The following is a 26,553-nucleotide window of genomic DNA, read 5'->3' on the forward strand; positions in this document are numbered from 1 at the left end:
AAACATTGGAGTTACGAAATATGCAAGCGCGTGTAAAGTGGGTTGAGGGGTTAACCTTTCTCGGTGAGTCCGCCTCTGGCCACCAAATTTTGATGGACGGTAACTCCGGTGATAAAGCGCCGAGCCCGATGGAAATGGTATTAATGGCTGCAGGCGGTTGTAGCGCCATCGATGTGGTGTCGATCCTGCAAAAAGGGCGTCAGGATGTGACCAACTGCGAAGTGAAACTCACCTCTGAGCGCCGTGAAGAAGCGCCGCGTTTGTTTACCCACATTAATCTGCATTTCATCGTCACCGGCAACGATCTGAAAGAGGCGTCGGTCTCCCGCGCCGTCGATCTCTCGGCGGAAAAATATTGTTCCGTGGCATTGATGCTGGAAAAGGCGGTGAATATTACCCACTCCTATGAAGTGGTTGCTGCGTAATACGTGATGCCCGATAAGCGTAGCGCCGTCGGGCACATCCCGTACCTCACTCTATCTTTTTACCTTCCATCAATCGCTGGACCAGCGGCAGCATAATCAATTCCATCGCCAGACCCATTTTGCCGCCAGGTACGACTAATGTATTGATGTGGGAAATGAATGAGCCTTGCAGCATGGCCAGAAGCCACGGAAAGTCGATCCCTTCCAGATTACGAAAATGAATGACCACAAAGCTTTCATCCAGCGACGGAATGCTCTTGGCGGCAAAGGGGTTTGAGGTATCGACGGTGGGTACGCGCTGAAAGTTAATGTGCGTACGGGAAAACTGCGGCGTGATGTAATTGATGTAATCGTCCATTGAGCGCACAACCGAGTCCATCACCGCTTCACGCGAGTGTCCACGCTCGCTGGTATCGCGGGTCAGTTTCTGGATCCATTCCAGGTTAACGATCGGCACTACGCCGACCAGAAGGTCGACATGCCGGGCCACATTTTGCTGTGGGGTGACGACGCCGCCGTGTAGCCCTTCATAGAACAGGACATCCGTCGGTTCAGGCAATGGCTGCCAGGGGGTAAACGTTCCCGGGACCTGGTTCCACGGTACGGCTTCATCGTAGGTGTGCAGATATTTACGCGACTGACCTTTTCCCGTCTGGCCGTATTCAATGAAGGTTTGTTCCAGCAGACCAAAGTCATTGGCTTCGGGCCCGAAATAACTGATATGTCGCCCGGCATCGCGCGCTTTGCGAATCGCCATATCCATTTCCGGACGGGTATAGCGATGAAAACTGTCACCTTCCACCTCGGCGGCGCGCAGATTTAGCTGCGCGAAAATTTTACGAAACGCGAGGCTGGTGGTGGTGGTCCCCGCGCCGCTGGATCCTGTTACCGCAATCACCGGATGTTTGGCAGACATAACAACTCCATGAATAGGTTGATTTTTTATTATAGTCGGCCGTCGGCTACGAATTACTGGTGAATCTGCTTCCTCGGCATGATGTTGACCGTTTCATGCAGTTCGGACCACACCAGGACGGCTTCACCTGATTGTAGTTGGCGTTTGACGTCGGCGACTTTTTGTTCGAGCGAACGTTCATGTTCACCATAATCGGTACCTTCGCGCAAGACAAAGCTTTCAATCAGATTGTCCAGCGCGTCCGGGGAGATGTCTTGCCAGGGGATAATCATGATGACGCCTCCAGATACGTTGTCAGCCAGTCGGGAATTCTGGATTCCAGCCACATCTCAGGGCGGCGCACTGTGCCGCCAATAAATCCGACGTGTCCGCCGTGTTCAGTCAACTGATACTCCACCTGTGAGGGCAGGTTTTCCGGTTCAGGGATTACGTGATGATCCATAAACGGATCGTCCTTGGCATGGATAATCAGCGTCGGTTTGGCGATCTGATTAAGCAATGGCATGGCGCTACACTGGCGGTAATAGTCTATAGCATCGGCAAAACCGTGGATTTTGGCAGTGATGAGATCGTCAAAATCACGAATGCGACGCAGGGATTTCAACTGGGTCAGACTCACCGGCAACGAACCCGGATAGGCCTGTAGCTTACGCGAGGCGTTAGCTTTCAACAGATTGAGCAGATAGCGCTGGTAGACGCGTGAGAACCCCTTCTCCATATGGTAACTACAGGCTTCCAGCACGAAAGGCGCAGAGACAATAACCGCTGCATCAATGGGAATATCGTTGCCTTCTTTGGCCAGCAGGCAGGCAAGCATGTTCCCGCCGAGTGAATAGCCTACCGCCGCGGTCGGCACACGACCAAGCTCGCGTTCCAGCCAATGTAAAAACCAGGTGCCATCTTCTGTTTCACCAGAATGATAAATACGGTTGAGACGATTTGGTTCGCCGCTGCAGCCGCGAAAATGCATCACCACGCCTAGCCAGCCGCGCTTTTGCGCTGCCTCAATCAGGCCATGTGCGTACGGGCTGTTCAGACTGCCTTCCAGACCGTGAAAAACCACCAGGCGCGGTTTGTGCTTCGCCTGTTGCGGATCTTCACTCCATGCCAGATCGACAAAGTCACCGTCGGGTAATTCCAGACGCTGCCAATGGGCGTCGAACTTCACCTTGCGGCGAATTAAACGCGGCAGCATTGTCTGCAAATGGCGGTTACTGATACCGCGCATAGGGCGGAATTCTCGCGAATCATCAGTAGGTGGGATCATTTCTGTGGACGTGATTTCAACCATAACACCAGAGCAATTAATAATCGGAAAGAATAACTATACCGCGCGCAGCGCTTGCGGGTTAGCCAATATGTGATTTTGTCGCTAGTCAGTCAGCAGGTTCCGCGAGAAAAAATGAAAATCGACGTCGGGCTTTCGTCGCCACAGGCGAGCTTTACGCGTCCCTGTCGCCACGCTTTCTCCGGTATCTTCAAACATTCCTGACGCTTCAAAGCGGCGAATCAGACTTTTACGCTGGATCGACTGACCGAGGATCACCTCGGTGGCTTCGAGCAGTTGCCCATGGGTAAATGTCTCCGGCAAACAGTATACGGGCAGTAGCGAGTACATCGTTTTTTGCCGCAAGCGATGCAGGGCCGCCGTAATGATGTCTCCGTGGTCGAACGCGAGTGAATAATTTTTCAGCTCATCAACCGGCACCCAACGGGCATTGCTGACGCTGGCGATGTGCGGCGCACAGTCTACCCAGGCGATTAGCGCAAACCAGGCGACTGTCAGACTCCAGCCACGCGGGTCGCGATCCGGGCCGGAAAAAGTATCCAGTTGTTCCAGCCACGAAGGCAAAACCCCTGTTTTTTCAGTGAGCTTGCGCAGCGCTGTGGCGCGAGTGGAGTCATCGCGCTCGATATCAATGAAGCCACCTGGTAATCCCCAACGCCCTTTTTGCGGCTGGTTTGCTCGTTCAACCAGTAATACGCACAGCGCCTGTTGATGCAGGGTAAACAGCACGCTATCGACCGTCACCAGTGGTGTGGGAAAGCGGCGGGCATCGTATTGATTCAGGTAGTCGGCTTCGGTGGTCATAAGGTACTCACGATGATTTGCAACGCCCACAAGTGTACCAGCCCAATACCGGGGGGCAAGGTTCGTTTTTTCTTATTATTTATCAGTGGATTATGCGATGGCCTAAAAAAAATGCATTTGTGCTTGCTTTATATGTGTCCTAAGGACATTATTAATTGTGTCGAAGGGACACAATTAAGGGGTGAGCGTGATGAACATAAAACTGACACTAACGTTGGATGACCAGAGCTACGGAATGACACACGGTGTTTTTCCTGATGGCGCCGTCTGGTTGAAGGTTACTGAAGCATTACCACCCTTTGCTCGCCTGATGCGCATTCGTGCGACGGCGATGCGCGATATGAACGACTTTATGCTGTTGGCGCAACTGGTGGAGGCGGTTCGCCATCAAACGGATGTGCTGGTCAGTCATCTCGAACTTCCCTGGTTACCGTGGGCTCGTCAGGATCGCCATATGGTGGTGGGTGATAGCTTTGCGCTGAAAGTCTTTGCCAGCCAGCTTAATACGCTGCAATTCGATAGGGTGAAGGTGCTCGATCCACACAGTGACGCGGCGGCGGCAGCTATCAATAATTTTGTGGCGATTTCACAAGAGACTTGCCTGCTGCACAGCGCGACCTTGCAGCGGCAGTTCCGACAAAAAGCGCTAATGCTGGTCGCCCCCGATGCCGGATCGCTGAAGAAAATTGATGCCGTTGCCAGAGCGGTCGGTGTAGCGGAGTACGCCGTCCTGAGCAAAAAACGCGATGTGGCAAGCGGCAAGCTGACGGGATTTGCTTTAGTCGCCGGAGACGTCAGGGGCCGGGATATGCTGATTGTTGACGACCTGTGTGACGCTGGCGGTACGTTCATTGGTTCTGCGCAGGTACTCCGTGATGCAGGTGCCCGTAGCGTCAACCTGTATATCACCCACGGTATTTTCTCTAAAGGCGTTGAACACCTGTTTGCGAACGGTATTGATGCTATCTACACCACCACCTCTTTCGCAGCCCCGACGCTGGAACATCCGCAGCTTGAGCTTATCGACATTGACGCGATTTACCGCGCCTGAGGGAAATACTGATTATGAAAATGAACCCGATTCTGGCTATCGACGGCTACAAAGTTTCTCACCGCGTACAGTATCCGCAAGGAACCAGCCGCGTGTATTCCAACTTTACCCCGCGCAGCGATCGCTTTTTCTCCTCGCCGTTGGCGGATGGCAAACTGGTGTTTTTTGGCCTGCAAGGTTTTCTGCAGTGGTTTCTGGTTGATTTGTTTAACGAGGTATTCTTTGCCCGTCCGGAAGACGAAGTGGTCAGCGAATACAAACAGGTTATGGACAGCTATCTCGGCAAAGATGCGGTAGCGGTTGATCATATCCGCGCCCTGCATCAGTTGGGCTATCTGCCGTTGCACATCAAAGCGCTGGATGAAGGCAGCAAGGTGCCGATGGCGGTGCCCGTTTTAACTATCATCAACACCCAACCTGAGTTTTTCTGGCTGGTGAATTACCTGGAGACCGTGCTGTCGGCAGAACTGTGGAAGGCGTCAACAAACGCCACAATCGCTCATCACTATCGTAAAATTTGCGCGCGCTGGGCACAGAAAACCTGTAGCGACCTGTCACACCTCGACTTCCAGTGCCATGACTTTTCATTTCGCGGTATGGCCGGATTGCAGGACACCATGCAGGCGGGCAGCGGCCACTTGTTAAGTTTTAAAGGCACTGACAGCATTCCGTCGCTTCTCTACGCTCGGGATTATTATACCGACGGCGAGCCCTATTTTATCGGCGCCAGCATTCCGGCGACCGAGCACAGCGTGATGTGTATGGGGGAGCGTGAGCATGAGATTGAAACCTTCCGCCGCCTGATTGCCGATCTCTACCCGCAGGGATTTGTGTCGATTGTCTCTGATACGTGGGATTACTGGCAGGTACTGACGGAGTACACCCGCGAGCTGAAGAACATCATTCTGGCGCGCGAGGGACGGGTGGTTTTCCGCCCGGACAGCGGTAATCCGGTTGAGATCCTGTGCGGTACTGGCGCGGATGAGGATACACGAGCCGATCGTACGGCACAGGAGAAAGGCTCTGTGGAGGTGCTGTGGGAGATATTTGGCGGCACGGTTAACGCCAAAGGCTACAAGGTGCTCGACCCACATGTGGGGCTAATTTATGGCGATTCCATCACTCTTGAGCGGGCGAATGAGATCCTGCGCCGCCTGGAAGCGAAAGGATTTGCCAGTTCAAATGTGGTGTTTGGCGTGGGTTCTTTTACCTATCAGTACAACACGCGTGACACCTTCGGTTTTGCGATGAAGGCAACGTGGGGCGAAGTCGACGGCAAGGGTCGGACGATTTTTAAAGAGCCGAAAACCGATAACGGCTTAAAGCGCTCGGCCCGTGGGCTGCTTCGCGTAGTACGTGATGAGCAAGGAGAATTGCGTCTGCATGATGAACAAACCTGGGTGCAAGAGCAGGAAGGAGAGCTGAAAACCCGTTTTCTCAACGGGAAGTTGATTAACCATGAGCACTTCGAACAGATCCGCCAGCGCCTGGCGGCACAAAGCTAGTTTTCCGCAAGCGGGTTGCGTTACCCGCTTCCTCCTCCCTCCCGGCGTGAATTGATCATCGTCACAAATGGTTACTTCAATTATTACTCTCAAGCTAATGATTCTTTCCTACGCTTAATTGATGACTTTCTCACCAGGGTGCACACTCTTTCCAGTGTTAAGCAATCAAAATGATTAGCTGAATCAGGAGGTTAATAATGTTATCTGGGCAAACGCCAGCACGAGTCTGGAACACCCGCCGCACGGAAAAACAGCGCCGTCTGGCTTCCGTTCCGGTGCAGGGTAAGGTGCTGCCGACCGCAGACCTGACCGCGATGCTGGAAAAACTGATCGCGCCGGGTGACCGCGTGGTATTAGAAGGGAATAACCAGAAGCAGGCAGATTTCCTGTCCCGCATGCTGGCTGAAGTCAATCCGCAGATTGTGCACGACCTGCATATGATTATGCCAAGCGTCGGGCGCAGCGAGCATCTGGATATCTTTGAAAAAGGCATCGCCCGCAAGCTGGACTTCTCCTTCTCCGGTACCCAAAGCCTGCGTATTTCGCAGCTACTGGAAGATGGCCAACTGGAAATCGGCGCCATCCACACCTACATCGAACTCTATTCCCGTCTTTATGTTGACCTGGCCCCGAACGTGGCGCTGATTGCCGGTTATAAAGCTGACCGTAAAGGTAACCTCTACACCGGGCCGAGTACCGAAGATACCCCGGCGCTGGTGGAAGCCGCCGCGTTCCACGACGGTATCGTCATCGCACAGGTGAACGAGCTGGTGGACGACGAATGCGACCTGCCGCGCGTGGATATTCCGGGTTCCTGGATTGACTACGTCGTGGTGGCTGACAAACCGTTCTTTATCGAACCGCTGTTTACCCGCGACCCGCGCCTGATCAAACAGGAACACATCCTGATGGCGATGATGGCGATTAAAGGTATCTACGCGGAACATCAGGTACAGTCGCTGAACCACGGTATCGGCTTCAACACCGCGGCGATTGAACTGTTGCTGCCAACCTACGGTGAACAGCTCGGTCTGAAAGGCAAAATCTGTAAGCACTGGACCCTGAACCCGCATCCAACGCTGATTCCGGCAATTGAGAGCGGCTGGGTAGAAAGCGTGCACTGCTTCGGCGGCGAGTTGGGGATGGAAGAGTATATCCGCGCCCGCCCAGACATCTTCTTTACCGGTTCCGACGGCTCGATGCGTTCTAACCGCGCCTTCTGCCAGTTGGCTGGCCAGTACGCGGTAGATATGTTTATCGGTTCCACCTTGCAGGTTGACGGCTACGCCAACTCCTCCACCGTGACCCGCGGTCGTCTCTCCGGCTTCGGCGGCGCGCCAAACATGGGCCACGATCCGCACGGTCGTCGCCACGCTACCCCAGCCTGGCTGAACATGATCACCGAACCGGATCCGATGCAGCGCGGTAAAAAACTGGTCGTGCAGATGGTGGAAACCTTCCAGGCCGGTGTGAAACCAACCTTCGTTGAGAAACTGGATGCGGTAGACGTGGCGAAAGCCTCCGGTATGCCGCTGGCGCCGGTGATGATTTACGGCGACGACGTGACCCACGTGTTGACTGAAGAAGGTATTGCCTACCTCTACCGTGCCAAAGATCTGGAAGAACGCCGTGCGATGGTCGCTGCGGTTGCCGGTATCACCGATATCGGTCTGGGCGTTGACGCGAAACGCGTCGCCGAACTGCGTCAGAGCGGCAAAGTGGTCTACCCGGAAGATATGGGCATTCGTCGTACCGATGCCACCCGTTCGCTGCTGGCAGCCGGTAGCGTCGCTGACCTGGTGGAATGGTCCGGCGGTCTTTACAACCCACCTGCGAAATTCCGGAGCTGGTAATGAAACTTCTGCCCCAGATTCAGGTTGAAGGCGGTGCCGAGTGGCTGGCGCGAACCGCCACGCAGTGTCTGATTGACGAAGCACGATTAAGCCCGAAACCCGGTCTGGTGGACAGTCGGGGGAACGGCGCGCACCACGATTTATCGCTTGCGCTAATGGAGCGCTCCGCACATAGCCTGACCCCTACGTTTCAGGCGCTGGCGCAGCAAAGCTGGCAGCGTCCAGCGGATATTGCGCTCAGACAAACCATAGGGCGACTCGGCCGTGAGGGCGAGCAGCAGATGATGGCCGCGACCCACGGCGTGAATACCCACCGCGGCGCGATTTGGGCGCTGGGGTTGTTGGTGAGCGCCGTTGCGATGCACGGTGGTGCCGGTGGCGCGCAGCAGATAGCCGCTACCGCAGCGGAACTGGCGAAGCTGCCGGATGACGCAGCGCCGAAGGTGTTCAGCAAAGGGCTTCGCGCAACGCATCGTTATCGTGTACCGGGCGCTCGTGAAGAAGCTCAGCAGGCGTTTCCGCACGTGATGCAGCGCGCGCTGCCGCAGCTGCGTTTAAGCCGCCTGCGCGGTAGTAGCGAGACGCACGCGAGGCTGGATGCGCTGATGGCGATCATGACCTCGCTGACCGATACCTGCGTACTTTCTCGTGCCGGGCTGGAAGGGCTTGATGCCATGCAGGACGGCGCGCGCGCCGTGTTGAATGCAGGCGGCAGCGCGCACCCGGCGGGTCAGGCGGCATTAGCGGAACTGGATAGCCAGATGCTGGCGCTAAACGCCTCGCCGGGCGGCGCGGCTGACCTGCTCGCCGCCACGCTATTTCTCGATCGCGTCGAAATTACGTCGAATCGCCGTATTTAAAGCATTAAGAGGATGTTATGGAACACATTACGTTAACCGTACCGGCCAGCCGCACCTTAAGCGGCAAAGCGCTGGCAGGCGTTGTGGGCTCCGGGGATATGGAGGTGTTATTCACCGCCGACCAGGGCCAGACGTTAACCATTGATATCACCACTTCTGTCGATAACAGCACCCGCCGCTGGGAAGCGCTGTTCAACCGTCTGCAGACGGTCAGCAGCCTGCCTGCGGGCAAACTGACCATCCATGACTTCGGCGCGACGCCGGGCGTGGCGCGCATCCGTATCGAACAGGTTTTTGAAGAGGTGAGCTATGCGTGATGACCGCAGTTTTATCGAATTAAAAGCACGCCAGCGTGCGCATGCGCTGCTGGATGAAGGCAGCTACCGTGAACTGCTCGACCCGTTTGAAGGCGTGATGTCGCCGTGGCTCGGCGCACAGGGCATTGTTCCACAGGCCGATGACGGCATGGTCGTGGCAAAAGGCACCATCAATGGTAAACCGGCCGTTGTTGTAGCGATTGAAGGCGCGTTCCAGGGCGGCAGCATGGGCGAAGTGTCCGGTGCCAAAATGGCAGCGGCGCTGGAGCTGGCGGCGGAAGATAACCGTAACGGCATTCCTACTCAGGCGGTACTGAGCCTGGAAACCGGCGGGGTTCGTTTACAAGAAGCGAACCTCGGTCTGGCGGCGATTGCCGATATTCACGCGGCGATAGTTGACCTGCGTCGTTATACCCCGGTGGTCGGCATTGTCGCTGGTACCGTGGGCTGCTTTGGTGGGATGTCCATCGCGGCGGCGCTGTGTAGCTATCTAATTGTGACCCGCGAAGCGCGTCTCGGCCTGAACGGCCCGCAGGTAATCGAACAGGAAGCCGGGATTGAAGAGTATGACTCCCGCGACCGTCCGTTCATCTGGAGCATGACCGGTGGTGAAGTTCGCTACGAAAGCGGGCTGGTAGAAGCACTGGTCAACGACGGTGTGAACGCGGTGAAAGCCGCCATGAACGAGGCGCTGGCGAAAGGCGTTCCGGCAAAACATCGCACCGATAATTACGACTGGTATCTCGACCGCCTGAGCCATTTTGATACCCGCAAACAGGCCGATTCAGAACAAATTAGAGCGCTCTTCGCCCGGGAGGTGAAATGATGAGTAACGTAATTAGCCGTGGCGAATTATGGCTGGAAACGCTGGCGCCAGGCGCCAAACGTATTGCAGGGCTGTGCCCGTCCGTACAGGCCGCTGATGGCGAGCTGAACGGTGAAAACGTGCGCTTTATCGCCGTCGTTCCGGATGCCCATAACCACTATCCGCGCGCCACTAAAGGTGAAGTCGGTCTGCTGGAAGGCTGGTGGCTTGCGAAAGTTGTCAGTGAAACCATCGCCGCCGATGCCGATAAAGCCGTCAAGCGCCCGATTGTGGCGGTGATTGACGTCGCCAGCCAGGCCTATGGTCGTCGTGAAGAAGGCTTTGGCATTCATCAGGCGCTGGCTGGCGCAGCTGCGGCGTATGCCAATGCGCGTCTGGCAGGCCACCCGGTGATTGGTCTTATCGTCGGTAAAGCGATGTCCGGGGCATTTCTGGCGCACGGCTACCAGGCAAACCGTCTGATCGCCTTCAACGATAAAGGCGTACTGATTCACGCGATGGGCAAAGAGTCCGCGGCGCGCATTACCCTGCGTACCGTTGAGGCGCTGGAAAAACTGGCGGCAACTATTCCGCCGATGGCCTATGACATCAGCAACTACGCCACCCTGGGCCTGCTGGAAAATCTGCTGGATATCAGCAACCCGGATGCCCCATCCGCACAAGACCTGGCGCTGGTGAAAAACACCCTGCAACAGGCCATCAACGACGCGCGTCAGGACCCTACGCTTAAAAGCCGTCTGGGTGCCGACAATCGCCGCAGCTCTGCCCTCGTACGCGAACGCATGCGAGCAAGCTGGTAAGTAAAAAAAGAGACCTGCCGGATGTACGGCTCCGCGGGTGCAGTGACTGCACCCGCGTGGGTCGCTGCATCCGAAAAATAACAATCATCGCGTCAGTGCTACTTCTTTTAAGATTACAGGTGAAATATGACTTACGTAATTGTTCATGCTCTTGCTCCGATTTTCGTCATCATGTTGCTGGGATTCTGGGCCGGGAAGGCCAAAATGGTCGACAACAAGAATGTCTCCCTGCTCAATATTTTCGTGATGGACTTTGCGTTACCCGCAGCGCTGTTTAGCGCCACGGTACAAACGCCGTGGGCCGGTATCGTGGCTCAGTCACCGCTGATTGTGGTGTTGACGCTGGCGATGTGGATTACCTATGCCGCTATCTACTTTATGGCGACCAAAGTTTTCAAGAAATCTCCACAGGATGCCGCCGTGCTGACCCTGACCGTTGCGCTGCCAAACTATGCCGCGCTGGGTCTGCCGATTCTGGGTAGCGTGCTGGGTGAAACCTCTTCCACCTCGCTTTCCGTTGCCGTTTCCATTGCCTGCGGTTCCGTACTGATGACACCGTTCTGCCTGCTGATCCTCGAACGTGAAAAAGCACGTGCTGAAGGCGGTAACACCGGTTCTACGCTCTCTATGCTGCCGGTACTGATGTGGCGTTCGATTAAAAAGCCAATCGTAATGGGCCCGCTGCTGGGGGTTATCCTTTCCGCCATTGGTATTAAAATGCCGGAGCTGGTGCTGGCGGCGATCAAACCGCTGGGTCTGTCTGCTACTGCGGCGGCGCTGTTCCTGACCGGTGTTATCCTCTCTGCGCGTAAATTGCAAATCAATACCGTGGTGATTACTTCCACCATCGCTAAGTTGCTGATTCAACCGGCCATTGCCTGGGGTATCGTGCTGATTTTCGGCCTGCATGGTTCCGTGGCTATCACTGCCATCCTGATGATTGCATTGTCCGCGGGCTTCTTCGGCGTGGTGTTCGGTAACCGCTTTGGCGTGCAGTCTCCAGATGCAGAAGCCGTGCTGCTGTTGAGCTCTGTACTGTGTATCCTGTCGCTGCCGCTGTTTATCTCGCTGACTTCAGGAATCTAAATCATGAGCACAACATTACGTCCACACGATCTTATCTGGCTGAACGCACGCGACGCGCTCGAGGATGTCACGGAATCCTGGGTGGATACCGTCTGGCATAGCGGTCTGCCGGTGGTCGTGCGCCGTGATGTTGATGCGCAGGGGCGTATTCCCGTGGGCGTCCGCGGGATGAAGCGCGACCAGCGCGCCGCCGGTTGGGTGAAAGCGGAGGCGGTCGTTCGCGTCTGCTCGCCGGAATCGCTGGTGGACCCGCAGACGCTGCTGCGTTCGCCCTTTATCTCTCAGCCGCCGCTTCAGGTGGCTTTATTATTGGCCCAGCAGTCGTGGCCGTGGACGTGGGGCATTTCCGGGAGTACCGGCTATGCGCTGGCGACCGGGATCCCGGTGATCCACGCGGCAAGCGATCTTGATCTGCTGATCCGCGCGCCTCAGCCGCTCTCCCGACAAGCGCTGGAGAAGTGGCAGCAGCAACTGATGGGCGGACTGTGCCGGGCGGATACCCAAGTGGATACTCCGCGCGGCGGCTTTGCCCTCAATGAATGGCTGCGTGATGGAAAAGCGCTGTTAAAAACCTCAAAGGGGCCGCAACTGGTGCGCGATCCGTGGGGCAGGGAGGAGTCATGAAAATTCTGTTTACCTTCCCGGGGCAGGGGACACAGCACGAAGGTATGCTGCAAAACCTTCCGGGGGCGGAGCTCGCTCAGGCGCGTGAAGTGCTGGGCGCAGAGGTGGATACGCTGGATAGCCCTGAAGCGTTGAAACATACCCGAGCCGTTCAACTGTCTCTGCTGATTGCCGGCGTTGCCTGGGCGCGTGAGCTTGAACGTCGTGGTGTCGCGCCTGATATCCTCAGTGGACTCTCCATTGGCGCGTACCCGGCGGCGGTGGTTGCCGGTGCGCTCGATTTTGCCGATGCGCTGACGCTGGTGGCGCTGCGCGGTGACTTAATGGAGCAAGCATACCCACATGGTTACGGCCTGACGGCGATTATGGGGCTAACGTTAAGTCAGGTGGAAAGCCTGGTGGCAGACAGCGAAACCTATATTGCCAACCTGAATGCCGAAACGCAGATTGTGATTGCGGGTACCGATGAAGCGATGGCGGAAGTGGCAAAACGCGCGATGGCCAAAGGGGCCAGTAAGGCTTCTCGTCTGGCGGTGAGTGTGCCGTCGCACTGTGAACTGCTGGCCGAGCCCGCGCAAAAGCTGGTGGAAGCGTTTAGCCGCGTGACGCTTTCCCGTCCGCGCTATGCCTACCTGAGCGGCAGTACCGGACGCGTGCTGTGGCAGCCGGAACGCATTGCTGATGACCTGGCGATGAATATGGCGCGCACGGTGCGTTGGCAGGAGGCGGTGATTTCCGCTAACGAACGTGAAGCGCGGCTGGCGATTGAAATGCCGCCCGGTGGCGTGCTGACCTGCCTGACGCGTCAGGCCGCGTGGGAAGGGGAGTCTATTTCTCTGGAGCGCAGCGGCGTCGATGTTGCCGTGCATCTGGCGAAACGCCTTTGTGCGTGATGTGATTGCCCGATGGCGCTGCGCTTATCGGGCCTACGGCTCGCACCTGATGTAGGCCGGATAAGACGCGAAGCGTCGCCATCCGGCGATTCAGGCGTTCTGGTTCAGCGTCCTGGCGTACATGCGCCCTTCGGCGGCCAGCGCTAACAGGCTTGGGTCGCGCTCGCGGTTGCGGGCAAAGACAATCGCGATAAGCTGCTGCATCTGATAGGGCTCAGCCAGTTTTTGCAGCTTCACGGTATTCTCATACATTTTCTTCATTCGCCCCGGCATTAAACAGAAACCCACCCCTGCCTGTACCAGACTGAGCATGGAGAAGATGTCGTTTACGCGGGTAACGATTTCAGGCTCAAACCCGGCGATATGAAATGCTTCCTGAAAACCGGCGTAGGTGGCAAATCCTTCCGCCAGCGAGACAAATTTCTCATTGCGATAGTGGCGTAGGTCCGCCTTCATGGTGGCGTCCAGCGTAGCTGACATCGGTGCGGCGAGGTAGATATCGTCGTGGAACAGGGGCAGCACTTCGAGGCTGTTGCGGTCGATTTCGCTTTCGGAAATGGAGATGAGGATGGCGTCCAGCACGCCGTCTTCCAGCATCTTCAGCAGCGCTTCGTTGGAGCCCATGGTGAGATCCAGCTCCAGGTCAGGTCGGCGCAGCTTCATGCCCATAATCAGGTGCGGTACCGTCTCCAGCGTCAGTGAGTAGAGCGTACCCACGCGCAGGCGGCCCTGACCCACGCCTGCCGTTTTGCGCGCCTCTTCCAGCCCGCGTTCCATCAATTGGGTGACTTCCTGGCAGTACTCCAGCAACGTCCACGCTGCGGGCTGGGCGATAAGATTACGCCCTTTGTGAACGAACAGCGGGCAACGAACGTTCTCTTCCAGCGTGTGTAACGCCCGGTGAACGCTAACGCCGCTGATGTTCAGCGCCTCGGCGGTGCGGGCGATGTTACCCTTCTCCATAAAGGTCATGAAGATGCTCAGCTTGCGGAAGGTAATATCGTTGGTCGTCAGCTGATTCATCATCGTCTTCCCATCGTTAGTCGGCCAGCATCTGTTCGAGTTGTTCCTGCGCATCCAGCCAGGCCATTTCACACTCTTCCAGCCCGGATTTTGCATTCGCTTGCTGCTGCAAACAGGCAGTGAGTTCGGCTTTGCGACTTTGATCGTAGAGTTCGCTATCACCGAGTTTCTCTTCCGCCTGCGCCAACTGCGCCTGTAGTTTCTCCATCTCTTTTTCCAGACGGGTGATCTCTTTGCGCAGCGGCTGCGTCAGGGTGCGGAGTTCAGCTTCGCGACGCTTCTGATCCTTACGCGCCTGGGCGCTGTTCACGCTCTCCTTCGCCGGTTCGTCGCTCTGGTTCTCCTGTTTCTGCACATCGCTCAGCCACTGTTGATAATCTTCCAGATCGCCGTCAAACGGCTCGACTTTCTTGTCGTGCACCAGATAGAGGTCGTCGGTAGTGGAGCGAATCAGATGACGGTCGTGCGAGACTACGACCAGCGCGCCTTCGAAATCGATCAGCGCTTCGGTCAGCGCCTGACGCATATCCAAATCCAGGTGGTTAGTCGGTTCATCAAGCAGCAGCAGGTTCGGGCGCTGCCAGACGATCAATGCCAGCACCAGACGCGCCTTTTCACCACCGGAGAAGCGGGCGGTCTGTTCGCTGACTTTATCGCCCTGAAAGCCGAATCCGCCGAGGTAGTCGCGCAGTTTCTGCTCCAGTTCCTGCGGCGCCATGCGCGCCAGGTGTTGGATGGGCGATTCATCGGCACGTAAAAACTCCAGCTGATGCTGCGCGAAGTAACCCAGTTTAATGCCTTTGGCGAGACCAATTTCACCGCTGATGGGGGCCAGTTCACCCGCCAGCAGCTTAATCAGGGTTGATTTACCCGCACCGTTACGACCGAGCAGGCCAATGCGTGAACCCGGCACCAGATTCAGTTTGATCGAATCGAGAATGACGCGATCGCCATAGCCGGCGCTGACCTTTTCCATCTTCAATAGCGGGTTTGGCAGGCTTTCCGGTTGACGGAAGCTGAAGTGGAACGGGTTGTCCACGTGCGCCGGGGCAATGAGCTCCATACGTTCCAGCATTTTGATACGGCTCTGCGCTTGCTTTGCTTTGGTTGCTTTAGCACGGAAACGATCGATATAGCTTTGCAGGTGCGCCACACGCTCCTGCTGACTTTCGTACATCGCCTGTTGCTGCGCGAGGCGGGTCGCACGCTGGATTTCAAACGCGCTGTAGTTGCCGGTGTACTCGAACATGGTTTGCTGTTCGATATGAATAATTTTGTCCACCACCGGGTCGAGGAAGTCGCGATCATGGGAAATCAGAATCAGCGTGCCCTGATAGCTTTTCAGCCATCTTTCCAGCCAGATCACCGCGTCAAGATCGAGGTGGTTGGTCGGTTCATCAAGCAGCAGCAGGTCTGAACGGCAAATCAGCGCCTGGGCCAGGTTAAGACGCATACGCCAGCCGCCGGAAAAATCGCTGACCGGACGTTCAAGCTGTTCATTGGAGAAGCCGAGGCCATGCAGCAGGCTTGCCGCGCGTGAGCGTACGGTCCAGGCGTCAATGGCATCCAGCTTGCCATGGACGGTGGCAATGGCGTGTCCATCGTTACGTTCGTTGGCATCGTTCAACTGCGCTTCCAGTTGACGATACTCGCGGTCGCCGTCAATCACGTACTCCAGCGCGGGCTGTGGCAACGCTGGCGTTTCCTGATTCACCCAGGCGAGCTGCCAGTTTCCCGGATAGGTAAATCCTCCGGCGTCAGCGCTGAGTTCATTTTTCAGCAATGCCAGCAGAGTAGATTTACCGCAGCCATTTTTGCCCACCAGACCAACTTTCTGCCCTGGATTAATAGTGGCCGTGGCATTGTCCAGCAAGACGCGCACGCCGCGACGAATTTGTAACGATGAGAAAACAATCATAAGGCGCCGTATGTTCAGACTATGTTAATTTATCATTATGATAATGTAATGTGTGGGCCGTTTGCCGCACTGAGGCGCCATGGTAGCCCAAAACGTCGAAAATAGACAAAAGACAAAACCGGGAGGGGGATGATGTTCCAGCCAGCGAAAGTGTTGCTGCTGTATGCCCATCCGGAATCTCAGGACTCGGTCGCGAACCGGGTTCTGCTTAAACCGGCCATGCAGCTCAGTAATGTGACCGTGCACGATCTTTACGCGCACTATCCTGATTTTTTTATCGACATTCCGCATGAGCAGGCGCTGCTGCGCGAGCATGATGTGATTGTTTTTCAGCATCCTCTCTACACCTATAGCTGCCCGGCGCTGTTAAAGGAGTGGCTTGACCGTGTTCTGAGCCGCGGATTTGCCAGCGGTCCCGGAGGGAATCAACTGGCGGGAAAGTACTGGCGAAGCGTCATCACTACCGGTGAACCGGAAAGCGCGTACCGTTATGACGCGCTGAACCGTTATCCGATGAGCGATGTACTGCGCCCTTTTGAGCTAACGGCCGGTATGTGCCGCATGCACTGGATGAGCCCAATCATCGTTTACTGGGCAAGGCGGCAAACGAAGCAGGAGCTGGACAGCCATGCTAAAGCGTACGGTGACTGGCTGGCGAATCCGATTCCTGTGGGAGGCCGCTGATGGAAGGTTCTGATTTATTGACCGCGGGAGTGTTGTTCCTCTTCGCGGCGGTCGCTGCGGTGCCGCTGGCATCGCGGCTGGGTATTGGCCCGGTATTAGGATACTTGCTGGCGGGGATCGCTATCGGCCCGTGGGGATTAGGATTCATTAGCGATGTAGATGAAATCCTGCACTTTTCCGAACTGGGCGTCGTCTTTTTGATGTTCATCATTGGGCTGGAACTTAACCCGGCTAAGTTATGGCAATTGCGGCGTTCAATTTTTGGCGTCGGTGCCGCGCAGGTGATGTTGAGCGCAGTGGTACTTGCTGGCTTGCTGATGCTGACCGCATTCTCCTGGCAAGCGGCAGTGGTCGGCGGCATTGGTCTGGCGATGTCATCGACCGCCATGGCGCTACAGTTGATGCGCGAAAAAGGCATGAACCGCAGCGAATCCGGGCAACTGGGTTTTTCGGTGCTGCTGTTCCAGGATTTGGCAGTAATCCCCGCACTGGCGCTGGTTCCACTGCTGGCGGGGTCTGCTGATGAACATTTTGACTGGATCAAAGTGGGCATGAAGGTGTTGGCTTTCGCCGGCATGTTGATTGGCGGACGCTATTTGCTGCGCCCTGTTTTCCGCTTCATTGCGGGTTCTGGCGTGCGGGAAGTGTTCACCGCCGCTACGCTGCTGCTGGTACTGGGTTCCGCGCTATTTATGGATGCGCTGGGATTGTCGATGGCGCTGGGAACGTTTATCGCGGGCGTGCTGCTGGCGGAAAGCGAATACCGCCATGAGTTGGAAACGGCAATCGATCCCTTTAAGGGCCTGTTGCTCGGACTGTTTTTTATCTCCGTCGGCATGTCGCTCAATCTCGGCGTGCTCTATACCCATATTCTGTGGGTAGCGGCGAGCGTAATCGTGCTGGTGGTCGTGAAGATGCTGGTGTTGTATGTGCTGGCACGACTGAACGGCATGAGAAGCTCTGAACGAATGCAGTTTGCCGGCGTGTTAAGCCAGGGCGGTGAATTCGCTTTCGTGCTGTTTTCAACGGCATCCTCGCAACGATTGTTTCAGGGCGATCAAATGGCGCTACTGCTGGTGACCGTCACGTTGTCGATGATGACCACGCCGCTGGTGATGAAGCTGATTGATAAATGGCTCTCCCGCCAGTTTAACGGCCCGGATGAAGAAGATGAAAAACCCTGGGTGGAGGATGATAAACCGCAGGTCATTGTCGTGGGGTTTGGACGCTTTGGTCAGGTTATTGGTCGCTTACTGATGGCCAATAAAATGCGTATTACCGTCCTGGAGCGAGATATCAGCGCTGTGAATCTGATGCGCAAATATGGTTATAAGGTCTATTACGGAGATGCCACCCAAGTGGATCTGTTGCGTTCTGCGGGGGCAGAGGCGGCGCAATCCATCGTCATTACCTGTAATGAACCCGAAGACACCATGAAACTGGTGGAGCTTTGCCAACAATACTTTCCGCATTTGCATATTCTTGCGCGAGCGCGCGGACGTGTAGAGGCGCATGAGTTATTACAGGCCGGGGTGACGCAGTTTTCCCGCGAAACGTTCTCCAGTGCGCTGGAGTTGGGGCGTAAAACGCTGGTCACGTTGGGGATGCATCCGCACCAGGCTCAGCGCGCTCAGCTGCATTTTCGGCGGCTCGATATGCGCATGTTGCGGGAACTGATTCCCATGCATACAGACACGGTACAAATCTCGCGAGCCAGGGAAGCCCGGCGTGAACTGGAGGAAATTTTCCAACGTGAGATGCAGCAAGAGCGGCGTCAGCTGGATGGCTGGGATGAATTTGAGTAGAGGTAATCATGGCAATTCGTAAACGTTTTATTGCAGGCGCAAAATGTCCGTCCTGCCAGGCGCAGGATACGTTGGCGATGTGGCGCGAAAATAATATCGATATTGTTGAGTGTGTTAAGTGCGGGCATCAGATGCGGGAAGCCGATAAAGAGGCGCGCGAACATGTTCGCAAAGAAGAGCAAGTGATCGGGATTTTTCATCCGGACTAGCGATATGGCGCAGCTTTTTTTAAGCTAGAGGGTACACGGGTGCAGAATTCCGCTACAATCTGCGCCACTATTCTTTCCATGCTCAGGAGATATCATGAAAGTAGCAAAGGACCTGGTGGTCAGCCTGGCCTATCAGGTACGTACAGAAGACGGTGTATTGGTTGATGAGTCTCCGGTGAGTGCACCGCTGGACTACCTGCATGGTCACGGTTCCCTGATTTCTGGCCTGGAAACAGCGCTGGACGGTCATGAAGTTGGCGACAAATTCGACGTTGCTGTTGGCGCAAACGACGCTTACGGTCAGTACGACGAAAACCTGGTGCAGCGCGTTCCTAAAGACGTCTTCATGGGCGTTGACGAACTGCAGGTTGGCATGCGTTTCCTGGCTGAAACTGACCAGGGTCCAGTACCGGTAGAAATTACCGAAGTGGAAGACGACCACGTTGTGGTTGACGGTAACCACATGCTGGCTGGCCAGAACCTGAAATTCAACGTAGAAGTTGTAGCGATTCGTGAAGCGACCGAAGAAGAACTGGCTCATGGCCACGTTCACGGCGCGCACGGTCACGACCACGATCATGACCACGGTCACGATGGTTGCTGCGGTGGTCACGGCCACGACCATGGTCACGAGCTCGGTGGCGAAGGCTGCTGCGGCGGTGGCGGTAAAGGTAACGGCGGCTGCGGTTGCCACTAATACCCTTCGTCTTTCAACCCACAGCGGTGTTGGCTGCGCTTTCAAATCCCGGTCACATAGTTATCTATGCTCCCGGGACTTCCTCAAGCTTGCCGCCTTGCTGTGATTTGAAATCCTTTGGGTATATGTGAGTAGGCCTGCTAAGCGTTCGCGCCATCGGGCACAAAAAAGCGGGATATCCCCGCTTTTTTTACGTCTTAATAATGCGGCGGTGGGGTCTCTTCGGACTGCGACGCGATGTGGGACGGCTGCGTGGCTTTCAGCTTCTCAGTCAGCAGACGCAGATGATCGCGTAGTTTAGCCATTTCCAGTTCATGCGCAGTTACCGTCACGTTGAGCTCTTCAATGGTGATTTCCTGAAATGCCAGGCGGCTTTCCAGCTCGGCCAGGCGAGTTTCCAATGTTGTATCCTGCATGATTCACCTCTTTCTTTTTTCTCCGGCAGATCGCGGACTGCGGCGAATTCTACTTAACTTTGCCTGTTTGCACAGCACTCAATCTTCGGCAACGAAACTAATTTAAACAAAAAGAGTCTGAAAAGTGGTGATAATAGGGCGTGCCTGTATGTTGATTTGTTCTGCAACGCTTTATAGTACATTTTTATGTTAGATAACCCTGGGGTGAGATGCCCCGGCCCTGGAGATATGGATGAAATCACTGTTTAAAGTAACGCTGCTGGCGACCACAATGGCTGTTGCTCTGCATGCCCCGATCACCTTCGCTGCTGATGCTGCGAAACCAGCCGCTACTGCTGACAGCAAAGCAGCATTCAAGAATGACGACCAAAAATCCGCTTACGCGCTGGGCGCGTCACTGGGTCGTTATATGGAAAACTCCCTGAAAGAGCAGGAAAAGCTGGGCATCAAACTGGATAAAGATCAGCTGATCGCTGGCGTTCAGGATGCGTTTGCTGACAAGAGCAAGCTCTCTGACCAGGAAATCGAACAAACTCTGCAGGCGTTTGAAGCGCGCGTGAAGAGCTCCGCTCAGGCGAAAATGGAAAAAGACGCGGCTGACAATGAAGCCAAAGGTAAAGTTTACCGCGAGAAATTTGCTAAAGAGAAAGGCGTTAAAACCTCTTCCACCGGCTTGATCTACAAAGTAGAGAAAGAAGGTACCGGCGCTGCGCCGAAAGACAGCGATACCGTGGTTGTAAACTACAAAGGTACGCTGATTGATGGTAAAGAGTTTGACAACTCCTACACCCGTGGCGAGCCGCTCTCTTTCCGTCTTGATGGTGTTATCCCTGGCTGGACCGAAGGTCTGAAAAACATCAAGAAAGGCGGTAAAATTCAGTTGGTTATCCCACCGGATCTGGCTTACGGCAAAACCGGGGTTCCGGGTATTCCGGCCAACTCTACGCTGGTCTTTGATGTTGAACTGTTAGACATCAAACCGGCACCGAAAGCCGAGGCACAGCCAGATGCTGCACCGGCCGATAAAGCTGCAGATAGCAGCAAAAAGTAAGCGAACAGTAACCGCCGCCCACAGGGCGGCGGTTTTTTATTATCGACAGGATATAATTAATACTGGAAAGCGCCTTGTGCGCTGTATTACTTTAGATGCCCCTATAATAGTGATGAGCCTGCCCTGACAACATAACGACAGGCTCCTGAAAAGGAGTGCTTTTTTTCATGTCCAGGTCGCTTTTAACCAACGAAACCAGTGAGCTAGATTTACTGGATCAACGTCCTTTCGATCAAACTGACTTCGATATCCTTAAATCCTATGAAGCGGTAGTGGACGGGTTGGCGATGCTCATTGGTTCCCATTGTGAAATCGTATTGCACTCTTTGCAGGATTTGAAATGCTCAGCTATCCGCATTGCGAACGGTGAACACACGGGCCGTAAAATTGGCTCACCGATAACCGACCTTGCTTTGCGTATGCTGCATGATATGACGGGTGCGGATAGCAGCGTGTCGAAGTGTTACTTCACACGTGCGAAAAGCGGTGTCTTGATGAAGTCGGTGACGATTGCCATTCGTAACCGAGAGCATCGCGTGATTGGTCTGCTGTGCATCAACATGAACCTCGATGTGCCATTCTCGCAGATAATGAATACCTTTATCCCACCGGAAACCCCGGAAGTGGGCTCTGCCGTGAACTTTGCTTCTTCAGTCGAAGATCTGGTCACCCAGACGCTGGAATTCACGATCGAAGAAGTGAATGCCGATCGCAATGTATCCAACAATGCGAAAAACCGCCAGATTGTCCTGAATCTGTATGAGAAAGGTATCTTCGATATTAAAGATGCGATTAACCAGGTCGCCGATCGGCTGAATATCTCCAAGCACACGGTCTACCTCTATATTCGCCAGTTCAAAAGCGGCGATTTCCAGGGGCAAGACAAGTAATGCGCTTTACCATTATGGTGACGGGACCTGCTTATGGTACACAGCAGGCGAGTAGCGCGTTGCAATTTGCCCACGCGCTACTCAAGGAAGGGCATGAGTTAAGCAGCGTATTTTTCTATCGTGAAGGTGTGTATAACGCCAACTTCCTGACTTCGCCCGCCAGCGATGAGTATGATCTGGTACGAGCCTGGCAGCAGCTGAACCAACAACATGGCGTGGCGCTAAATATCTGCGTTGCAGCGGCGTTGCGCCGCGGCGTTGTTGATGAAGCTGAAGCAAAGCGGCTTGGGCTGGCAGGTGCTAATTTACAATCAGGTTTCAATCTCAGCGGGCTGGGTTCGCTGGCTGAGGCGTCCCTGACCTGCGATCGCGTGGTGCAGTTTTAATGAAACGGGTTGCTTTTGTCTTTTCTACCGTGCCGCACGGCAGCGCATCCGGCCGTGAAGGGTTAGATGCCTTACTGGCGACATCTGCGCTAACGGAAGGTCTCGGCGTGTTTTTTATCGGCGATGGCGTGTTTCAGATCCTCCAGGGTCAACAACCGGATGTCGTTCTGGCTCGCAACTATATCGCAACGTTCAAGCTGTTGGAGTTGTACGATATCGATCAATGTTGGCTTTGTGCCGCCTCATTACGTGAGCGGGGTCTTCAGCAGGGTGTTAATTTTGTGGTTGATGCCACGCCGTTGGAACCTGAAGATTTGCGCCGTGAGCTAGGCAATTATGACGTCATTTTAAGGTTTTGAGACTCTCATGCTGCACACACTACACCGCTCCGCGTGGCTTACTGATTTCTCCTCTCTTCTTCGCTTGATTGAAAAAGACGATGAGCTTTTACTGCTCCAGGATGGCGTGACTGCCGCAATAGAAGGAAGCCGTTTCCTTGAAAGTCTGCAAAATGCCTCCATTAAGATCTCTGTACTGGAAGAAGACATTAAAGCTCGCGGGTTAGATGGTCAAATTTCAGACAGTGTCGTCAGGGTTAGCTATACTGACTTCGTCAGACTTACGGTGAAGCATCCCAACCAGATGTCCTGGTAATTGCGGGATCGTTGTATATTTCTTGACACCTTTTCGACACCGACCTAAAATTCTGCGTCCTCATATTGTATGAGGTCGTTTTATTACGTGTTTACGAAGCAAAAGCTAAAACCAGGAGCTATTTAATGGCAACAGTTAACCAGCTGGTACGCAAACCACGTGCACGCAAAGTTGCAAAAAGCAACGTGCCTGCGCTGGAAGCATGCCCGCAGAAACGTGGCGTATGTACTCGTGTATATACTACCACCCCTAAAAAACCGAACTCCGCACTGCGTAAAGTTTGCCGTGTTCGTCTGACTAACGGTTTTGAAGTGACTTCCTACATCGGTGGTGAAGGTCACAACCTGCAGGAGCACTCCGTGATCCTGATCCGTGGCGGTCGTGTAAAAGACCTCCCGGGTGTTCGTTACCACACCGTTCGTGGTGCGCTTGACTGCTCCGGCGTTAAAGACCGTAAGCAATCACGCTCCAAGTATGGCGTGAAACGTCCTAAGGCTTAATGGTTCTCCGTTAAGTAAGGCCAAACGTTTTATATTAATGTCAAACTAAACTCTTAGAGTTTTGGACAATCCTGAATTAACAACGGAGTATTTCCATGCCACGTCGTCGCGTCATTGGTCAGCGTAAAATTCTGCCGGATCCGAAGTTCGGATCAGAACTGCTGGCTAAATTTGTAAATATCCTGATGGTAGATGGTAAAAAATCTACTGCCGAAACTATCGTATACAGCGCGCTGGAGACCCTGGCTCAGCGTTCTGGTAAAAACGAACTGGAAGCTTTCGAAGTAGCTCTCGAAAACGTGCGCCCGACTGTCGAAGTTAAGTCTCGCCGCGTTGGTGGTTCTACTTATCAGGTACCAGTTGAAGTCCGTCCGGTCCGTCGTAATGCCCTGGCAATGCGTTGGATCGTTGAAGCTGCTCGTAAACGCGGTGATAAATCCATGGCTCTGCGCCTGGCGAACGAACTTTCTGATGCTGCAGAAAACAAAGGTACTGCAGTTAAGAAACGTGAAGACGTTCACCGTATGGCAGAAGCCAACAAGGCGTTCGCACACTACCGTTGGTAATCCCTTCGGAGTTTTAGTCACCAGGCGGGCGCTTCCAGTAAGCAGCCCGCTTTGGGCTACTTAAATTGAACGCCTAAAAGATAAACGAGGAATCAAATGGCTCGTACAACACCCATCGCGCGCTACCGTAACATCGGTATCAGTGCGCACATCGACGCCGGTAAAACCACTACTACCGAACGTATTCTGTTCTACACCGGTGTAAACCATAAAATCGGTGAAGTTCATGACGGCGCAGCCACCATGGACTGGATGGAGCAGGAGCAGGAGCGTGGTATTACTATCACCTCCGCAGCGACTACTGCATTCTGGTCTGGTATGGCTAAGCAGTATGAACCGCATCGCGTAAACATCATCGACACCCCGGGGCACGTTGACTTCACTATCGAAGTAGAACGTTCCATGCGTGTGCTTGATGGTGCAGTAATGGTTTACTGCGCAGTTGGTGGTGTTCAGCCTCAGTCTGAAACCGTATGGCGTCAGGCAAACAAATATAAAGTTCCGCGCATTGCGTTCGTTAACAAAATGGACCGTATGGGTGCGAACTTCCTGAAAGTTGTTGGTCAGATCAAAACCCGTCTGGGCGCGAACCCTGTTCCGCTGCAGCTGGCGATTGGCGCTGAAGAAGCGTTCACCGGTGTTGTTGACCTGGTGAAAATGAAAGCCATCAACTGGAACGAAGAAGATGCAGGCGTAACCTTCACTTATGAAGATATCCCGGCTGACATGCAGGAACTGGCTGACGAATGGCACCAGAACCTGATCGAGTCCGCAGCGGAAGCTTCAGAAGAGCTGATGGAGAAATACCTGGGTGGTGAAGAACTGACTGAAGAAGAGATCAAAAAAGCTCTGCGTCAGCGCGTTCTGAACAACGAAATCATCCTGGTAACCTGTGGTTCTGCGTTTAAGAACAAAGGTGTTCAGGCGATGCTGGATGCGGTAATTGATTACCTGCCATCCCCAGTCGACGTACCTGCGATCAACGGTATTCTGGACGACGGTAAAGATACTCCGGCTGAGCGTCACGCTAGCGATGATGAGCCGTTTGCTGCTCTGGCATTCAAAATCGCTACCGACCCGTTCGTGGGTAACCTGACCTTCTTCCGTGTGTACTCTGGTGTGGTTAACTCCGGTGACACCATCCTGAACTCCGTGAAAACTGCACGTGAGCGTTTTGGCCGTATCGTTCAGATGCACGCCAACAAACGTGAAGAGATCAAAGAAGTTCGCGCGGGCGATATCGCTGCTGCAATCGGTCTGAAAGACGTGACCACTGGTGACACTCTGTGTGACCCGGATCACCCGATCATTCTGGAACGTATGGAATTCCCTGAGCCGGTAATCTCCATCGCGGTAGAACCGAAAACCAAAGCTGACCAGGAAAAAATGGGTCTGGCTCTGGGCCGTCTGGCTAAAGAAGACCCGTCTTTCCGCGTATGGACTGACGAAGAATCTAACCAGACTATTATCGCTGGTATGGGTGAGCTGCACCTCGACATCATCGTTGACCGTATGAAGCGTGAATTCAACGTTGAAGCGAACGTCGGTAAACCTCAGGTTGCTTACCGCGAAGCGATTCGCGCGAAAGTTACCGATATCGAAGGTAAACACGCTAAGCAGTCTGGTGGTCGCGGTCAGTACGGTCATGTTGTTATCGACATGTACCCGCTGGAGCCGGGTTCAAACCCGAAAGGCTACGAGTTCATCAACGACATCAAAGGTGGTGTAATTCCTGGCGAATACATCCCGGCCGTTGATAAAGGCATCCAGGAACAGCTGAAATCTGGCCCGCTGGCTGGTTACCCGGTTGTTGATCTGGGCGTGCGTCTGCACTTCGGTTCTTACCATGACGTTGACTCCTCTGAGCTGGCGTTTAAACTGGCCGCTTCTATCGCCTTCAAAGATGGCTTTAAGAAAGCGAAACCAGTTCTGCTTGAGCCTATCATGAAGGTTGAAGTAGAGACTCCGGAAGAGAACACCGGTGACGTTATCGGTGACTTGAGCCGCCGTCGTGGTATGCTTCGTGGTCAGGAATCCAACGTCACTGGCGTTGTTATCCATGCTGAAGTTCCGCTGTCTGAAATGTTCGGATATGCAACCCAGCTGCGTTCTCTGACCAAAGGCCGTGCTTCTTACTCCATGGAGTTCCTGAAGTACGACGATGCGCCGAACAACGTTGCTCAGGCCGTTATTGAAGCCCGTGGTAAATAAGCCACAGGATTAAAACCTAAGTCCCGTGCTCTCTCCATAGGGGAGAGCACTATAGTAAGGAATATAGCCGTGTCTAAAGAAAAATTTGAACGTACAAAACCGCACGTTAACGTCGGCACCATCGGCCACGTTGACCACGGTAAAACTACCCTGACCGCTGCAATCACCACCGTACTGGCTAAAACCTACGGCGGTGCTGCTCGTGCATTCGACCAGATCGATAACGCGCCGGAAGAAAAAGCTCGTGGTATCACCATCAACACTTCTCACGTTGAATATGACACCCCGACTCGCC

The 26,553-nt window shown here is 54.5% G+C and carries 30 protein-coding genes and 1 pseudogene; 24 read left to right on the top strand and 7 right to left on the bottom strand.

Annotation, left to right across the window (positions count from 1 at the left end; all coding sequences use genetic code 11):
* Nucleotides 1-20: 20 nt before the first annotated feature.
* Nucleotides 21-425 (top strand): OsmC family protein, encoded by a 405-nt coding sequence (locus tag OOJ59_RS07945; protein WP_006687378.1) that lies wholly within the window; start codon nucleotides 21-23, stop codon nucleotides 423-425.
* Nucleotides 426-471: 46 nt separating this feature from the next.
* On the opposite strand, the gene OOJ59_RS07950 is transcribed toward OOJ59_RS07945, so the two are convergent.
* The 4 genes and pseudogenes from OOJ59_RS07950 to OOJ59_RS07965 all read right to left on the bottom strand — a co-directional run bounded on the left by OOJ59_RS07950 (nucleotide 472) and on the right by OOJ59_RS07965 (nucleotide 3,433).
* Nucleotides 472-1,341, bottom strand: coding sequence for a phosphoribulokinase (locus OOJ59_RS07950; RefSeq protein ID WP_003827751.1), 870 nt, complete (start codon nucleotides 1,339-1,341; stop codon nucleotides 472-474).
* A 53-nt stretch (nucleotides 1,342-1,394) separates the two neighbouring features.
* Nucleotides 1,395-1,613, bottom strand: a complete 219-nt coding sequence (locus tag OOJ59_RS07955; RefSeq protein WP_087856300.1) for a YheU family protein — start codon at nucleotides 1,611-1,613, stop codon at nucleotides 1,395-1,397.
* Nucleotides 1,610-2,669, bottom strand: a pseudogene (locus OOJ59_RS07960) (hydrolase). The gene OOJ59_RS07955 and the pseudogene OOJ59_RS07960 overlap by 4 nt, the downstream one beginning before the upstream one ends.
* A gap of 44 nt (nucleotides 2,670-2,713) precedes the next feature.
* On the bottom strand, nucleotides 2,714-3,433 hold the full coding sequence (locus OOJ59_RS07965; RefSeq protein WP_121530039.1) for an NUDIX hydrolase: 720 nt from the start codon (nucleotides 3,431-3,433) through the stop codon (nucleotides 2,714-2,716).
* A 190-nt stretch (nucleotides 3,434-3,623) separates the two neighbouring features.
* Between OOJ59_RS07965 and prs the strand changes: the two genes are divergently transcribed.
* The 10 genes from prs to mdcH all read left to right on the top strand — a co-directional run bounded on the left by prs (nucleotide 3,624) and on the right by mdcH (nucleotide 13,248).
* A complete protein-coding gene (prs, locus tag OOJ59_RS07970) occupies nucleotides 3,624-4,484 on the top strand; it encodes a ribose-phosphate diphosphokinase (RefSeq protein ID WP_137346718.1) in 861 nt (286 codons plus the stop codon).
* Between the two features lie 14 nt (nucleotides 4,485-4,498).
* Nucleotides 4,499-5,989, top strand: a complete 1,491-nt coding sequence (locus OOJ59_RS07975) for a nicotinate phosphoribosyltransferase (protein WP_160955713.1) — start codon at nucleotides 4,499-4,501, stop codon at nucleotides 5,987-5,989.
* A gap of 197 nt (nucleotides 5,990-6,186) precedes the next feature.
* Nucleotides 6,187-7,842: a malonate decarboxylase subunit alpha gene (gene mdcA, locus OOJ59_RS07980; RefSeq protein WP_038634792.1), complete on the top strand. Its 1,656-nt coding sequence runs from the start codon at nucleotides 6,187-6,189 to the stop codon at nucleotides 7,840-7,842.
* The gene (locus OOJ59_RS07985; RefSeq protein WP_160955712.1) at nucleotides 7,842-8,702 is read left to right on the top strand and encodes a triphosphoribosyl-dephospho-CoA synthase; all 861 of its coding nucleotides are present in this window, start codon (nucleotides 7,842-7,844) and stop codon (nucleotides 8,700-8,702) included. Before mdcA ends, OOJ59_RS07985 begins: the two co-directional genes overlap by 1 nt.
* 17 nt (nucleotides 8,703-8,719) lie before the next feature.
* Complete coding sequence (gene mdcC, locus OOJ59_RS07990) at nucleotides 8,720-9,019, top strand: malonate decarboxylase acyl carrier protein (protein WP_032945188.1); 300 nt, start codon at nucleotides 8,720-8,722, stop codon at nucleotides 9,017-9,019.
* Nucleotides 9,012-9,845 carry a biotin-independent malonate decarboxylase subunit beta gene (locus tag OOJ59_RS07995; RefSeq protein ID WP_038634789.1) on the top strand — a complete coding sequence of 278 codons (834 nt, stop codon included), beginning with the start codon at nucleotides 9,012-9,014 and terminating at the stop codon, nucleotides 9,843-9,845. The genes mdcC and OOJ59_RS07995 overlap by 8 nt, the downstream gene beginning before the upstream one ends.
* Nucleotides 9,845-10,645: a biotin-independent malonate decarboxylase subunit gamma gene (gene mdcE / locus OOJ59_RS08000; protein WP_069323819.1), complete on the top strand. Its 801-nt coding sequence runs from the start codon at nucleotides 9,845-9,847 to the stop codon at nucleotides 10,643-10,645. The genes OOJ59_RS07995 and mdcE overlap by 1 nt, the downstream gene beginning before the upstream one ends.
* Nucleotides 10,646-10,771: 126 nt before the next feature.
* Nucleotides 10,772-11,731 (top strand): AEC family transporter, encoded by a 960-nt coding sequence (locus OOJ59_RS08005; RefSeq protein ID WP_065356474.1) that lies wholly within the window; start codon nucleotides 10,772-10,774, stop codon nucleotides 11,729-11,731.
* 3 nt (nucleotides 11,732-11,734) lie between these two features.
* Nucleotides 11,735-12,355, top strand: coding sequence for a malonate decarboxylase holo-ACP synthase (locus tag OOJ59_RS08010; RefSeq protein WP_160955711.1), 621 nt, complete (start codon nucleotides 11,735-11,737; stop codon nucleotides 12,353-12,355).
* Complete coding sequence (gene mdcH / locus OOJ59_RS08015) at nucleotides 12,352-13,248, top strand: malonate decarboxylase subunit epsilon (RefSeq protein WP_268063370.1); 897 nt, start codon at nucleotides 12,352-12,354, stop codon at nucleotides 13,246-13,248. The genes OOJ59_RS08010 and mdcH overlap by 4 nt, the downstream gene beginning before the upstream one ends.
* A gap of 90 nt (nucleotides 13,249-13,338) precedes the next feature.
* Here mdcH and OOJ59_RS08020 read toward each other — a convergent pair whose 3' ends face one another.
* Both OOJ59_RS08020 and OOJ59_RS08025 read right to left on the bottom strand, forming a co-directional pair.
* The gene (locus tag OOJ59_RS08020; RefSeq protein ID WP_069323833.1) at nucleotides 13,339-14,271 is read right to left on the bottom strand and encodes a LysR family transcriptional regulator; all 933 of its coding nucleotides are present in this window, start codon (nucleotides 14,269-14,271) and stop codon (nucleotides 13,339-13,341) included.
* A 16-nt stretch (nucleotides 14,272-14,287) separates the two neighbouring features.
* Nucleotides 14,288-16,189 carry an ABC transporter ATP-binding protein gene (locus tag OOJ59_RS08025; RefSeq protein WP_085048984.1) on the bottom strand — a complete coding sequence of 634 codons (1,902 nt, stop codon included), beginning with the start codon at nucleotides 16,187-16,189 and terminating at the stop codon, nucleotides 14,288-14,290.
* A 132-nt stretch (nucleotides 16,190-16,321) separates the two neighbouring features.
* Here OOJ59_RS08025 and kefG point away from each other — a divergent pair, with 132 nt between their 5' ends.
* The 4 genes from kefG (at nucleotide 16,322) to slyD (ending at nucleotide 19,584) form a co-directional block, all read left to right on the top strand.
* Nucleotides 16,322-16,873: a glutathione-regulated potassium-efflux system ancillary protein KefG gene (kefG, locus tag OOJ59_RS08030; protein WP_003023629.1), complete on the top strand. Its 552-nt coding sequence runs from the start codon at nucleotides 16,322-16,324 to the stop codon at nucleotides 16,871-16,873.
* Complete coding sequence (gene kefB, locus OOJ59_RS08035; protein ID WP_038634774.1) at nucleotides 16,873-18,678, top strand: glutathione-regulated potassium-efflux system protein KefB; 1,806 nt, start codon at nucleotides 16,873-16,875, stop codon at nucleotides 18,676-18,678. The genes kefG and kefB overlap by 1 nt, the downstream gene beginning before the upstream one ends.
* A gap of 8 nt (nucleotides 18,679-18,686) precedes the next feature.
* Entirely contained in the window at nucleotides 18,687-18,887 is a 201-nt protein-coding gene (locus OOJ59_RS08040) for a YheV family putative zinc ribbon protein (RefSeq protein ID WP_016154768.1), read from the top strand.
* A gap of 94 nt (nucleotides 18,888-18,981) precedes the next feature.
* On the top strand, nucleotides 18,982-19,584 hold the full coding sequence (gene slyD / locus OOJ59_RS08045) for a peptidylprolyl isomerase (protein WP_160955710.1): 603 nt from the start codon (nucleotides 18,982-18,984) through the stop codon (nucleotides 19,582-19,584).
* A gap of 197 nt (nucleotides 19,585-19,781) precedes the next feature.
* On the opposite strand, the gene OOJ59_RS08050 is transcribed toward slyD, so the two are convergent.
* Nucleotides 19,782-20,000, bottom strand: coding sequence for a protein SlyX (locus OOJ59_RS08050; RefSeq protein ID WP_038634770.1), 219 nt, complete (start codon nucleotides 19,998-20,000; stop codon nucleotides 19,782-19,784).
* 232 nt (nucleotides 20,001-20,232) lie between these two features.
* Between OOJ59_RS08050 and fkpA the strand changes: the two genes are divergently transcribed.
* The 9 genes from fkpA to OOJ59_RS08095 form a co-directional block, all read left to right on the top strand.
* Nucleotides 20,233-21,051, top strand: coding sequence for an FKBP-type peptidyl-prolyl cis-trans isomerase (gene fkpA, locus OOJ59_RS08055; protein WP_038634767.1), 819 nt, complete (start codon nucleotides 20,233-20,235; stop codon nucleotides 21,049-21,051).
* Nucleotides 21,052-21,218: 167 nt separating this feature from the next.
* Nucleotides 21,219-21,941 carry a helix-turn-helix transcriptional regulator gene (locus OOJ59_RS08060; protein ID WP_003023643.1) on the top strand — a complete coding sequence of 241 codons (723 nt, stop codon included), beginning with the start codon at nucleotides 21,219-21,221 and terminating at the stop codon, nucleotides 21,939-21,941.
* Nucleotides 21,941-22,327: a sulfurtransferase complex subunit TusD gene (gene tusD / locus OOJ59_RS08065; protein ID WP_160955709.1), complete on the top strand. Its 387-nt coding sequence runs from the start codon at nucleotides 21,941-21,943 to the stop codon at nucleotides 22,325-22,327. The genes OOJ59_RS08060 and tusD overlap by 1 nt, the downstream gene beginning before the upstream one ends.
* Nucleotides 22,327-22,686 carry a sulfurtransferase complex subunit TusC gene (tusC, locus tag OOJ59_RS08070; RefSeq protein WP_038634761.1) on the top strand — a complete coding sequence of 120 codons (360 nt, stop codon included), beginning with the start codon at nucleotides 22,327-22,329 and terminating at the stop codon, nucleotides 22,684-22,686. Before tusD ends, tusC begins: the two co-directional genes overlap by 1 nt.
* A gap of 7 nt (nucleotides 22,687-22,693) precedes the next feature.
* On the top strand, nucleotides 22,694-22,981 hold the full coding sequence (gene tusB, locus OOJ59_RS08075) for a sulfurtransferase complex subunit TusB (protein ID WP_160955708.1): 288 nt from the start codon (nucleotides 22,694-22,696) through the stop codon (nucleotides 22,979-22,981).
* Nucleotides 22,982-23,106: 125 nt separating this feature from the next.
* Nucleotides 23,107-23,481 (top strand): 30S ribosomal protein S12, encoded by a 375-nt coding sequence (gene rpsL, locus OOJ59_RS08080; protein ID WP_003023654.1) that lies wholly within the window; start codon nucleotides 23,107-23,109, stop codon nucleotides 23,479-23,481.
* A gap of 95 nt (nucleotides 23,482-23,576) precedes the next feature.
* Nucleotides 23,577-24,047 carry a 30S ribosomal protein S7 gene (rpsG, locus tag OOJ59_RS08085; RefSeq protein ID WP_003023657.1) on the top strand — a complete coding sequence of 157 codons (471 nt, stop codon included), beginning with the start codon at nucleotides 23,577-23,579 and terminating at the stop codon, nucleotides 24,045-24,047.
* Nucleotides 24,048-24,143: 96 nt separating this feature from the next.
* Nucleotides 24,144-26,258 (top strand): elongation factor G, encoded by a 2,115-nt coding sequence (fusA, locus tag OOJ59_RS08090; protein ID WP_038634754.1) that lies wholly within the window; start codon nucleotides 24,144-24,146, stop codon nucleotides 26,256-26,258.
* Nucleotides 26,259-26,327: 69 nt separating this feature from the next.
* The coding region (locus OOJ59_RS08095; RefSeq protein WP_001403315.1) for a GTP-binding protein at nucleotides 26,328-26,553 on the top strand (226 nt) is incomplete at its 3' end.

Origin of the sequence: Citrobacter sp. W9, assembly GCF_026719375.1 — a bacterium.
In the GTDB taxonomy this organism is placed as follows: domain Bacteria; phylum Pseudomonadota; class Gammaproteobacteria; order Enterobacterales; family Enterobacteriaceae; genus Citrobacter; species Citrobacter werkmanii.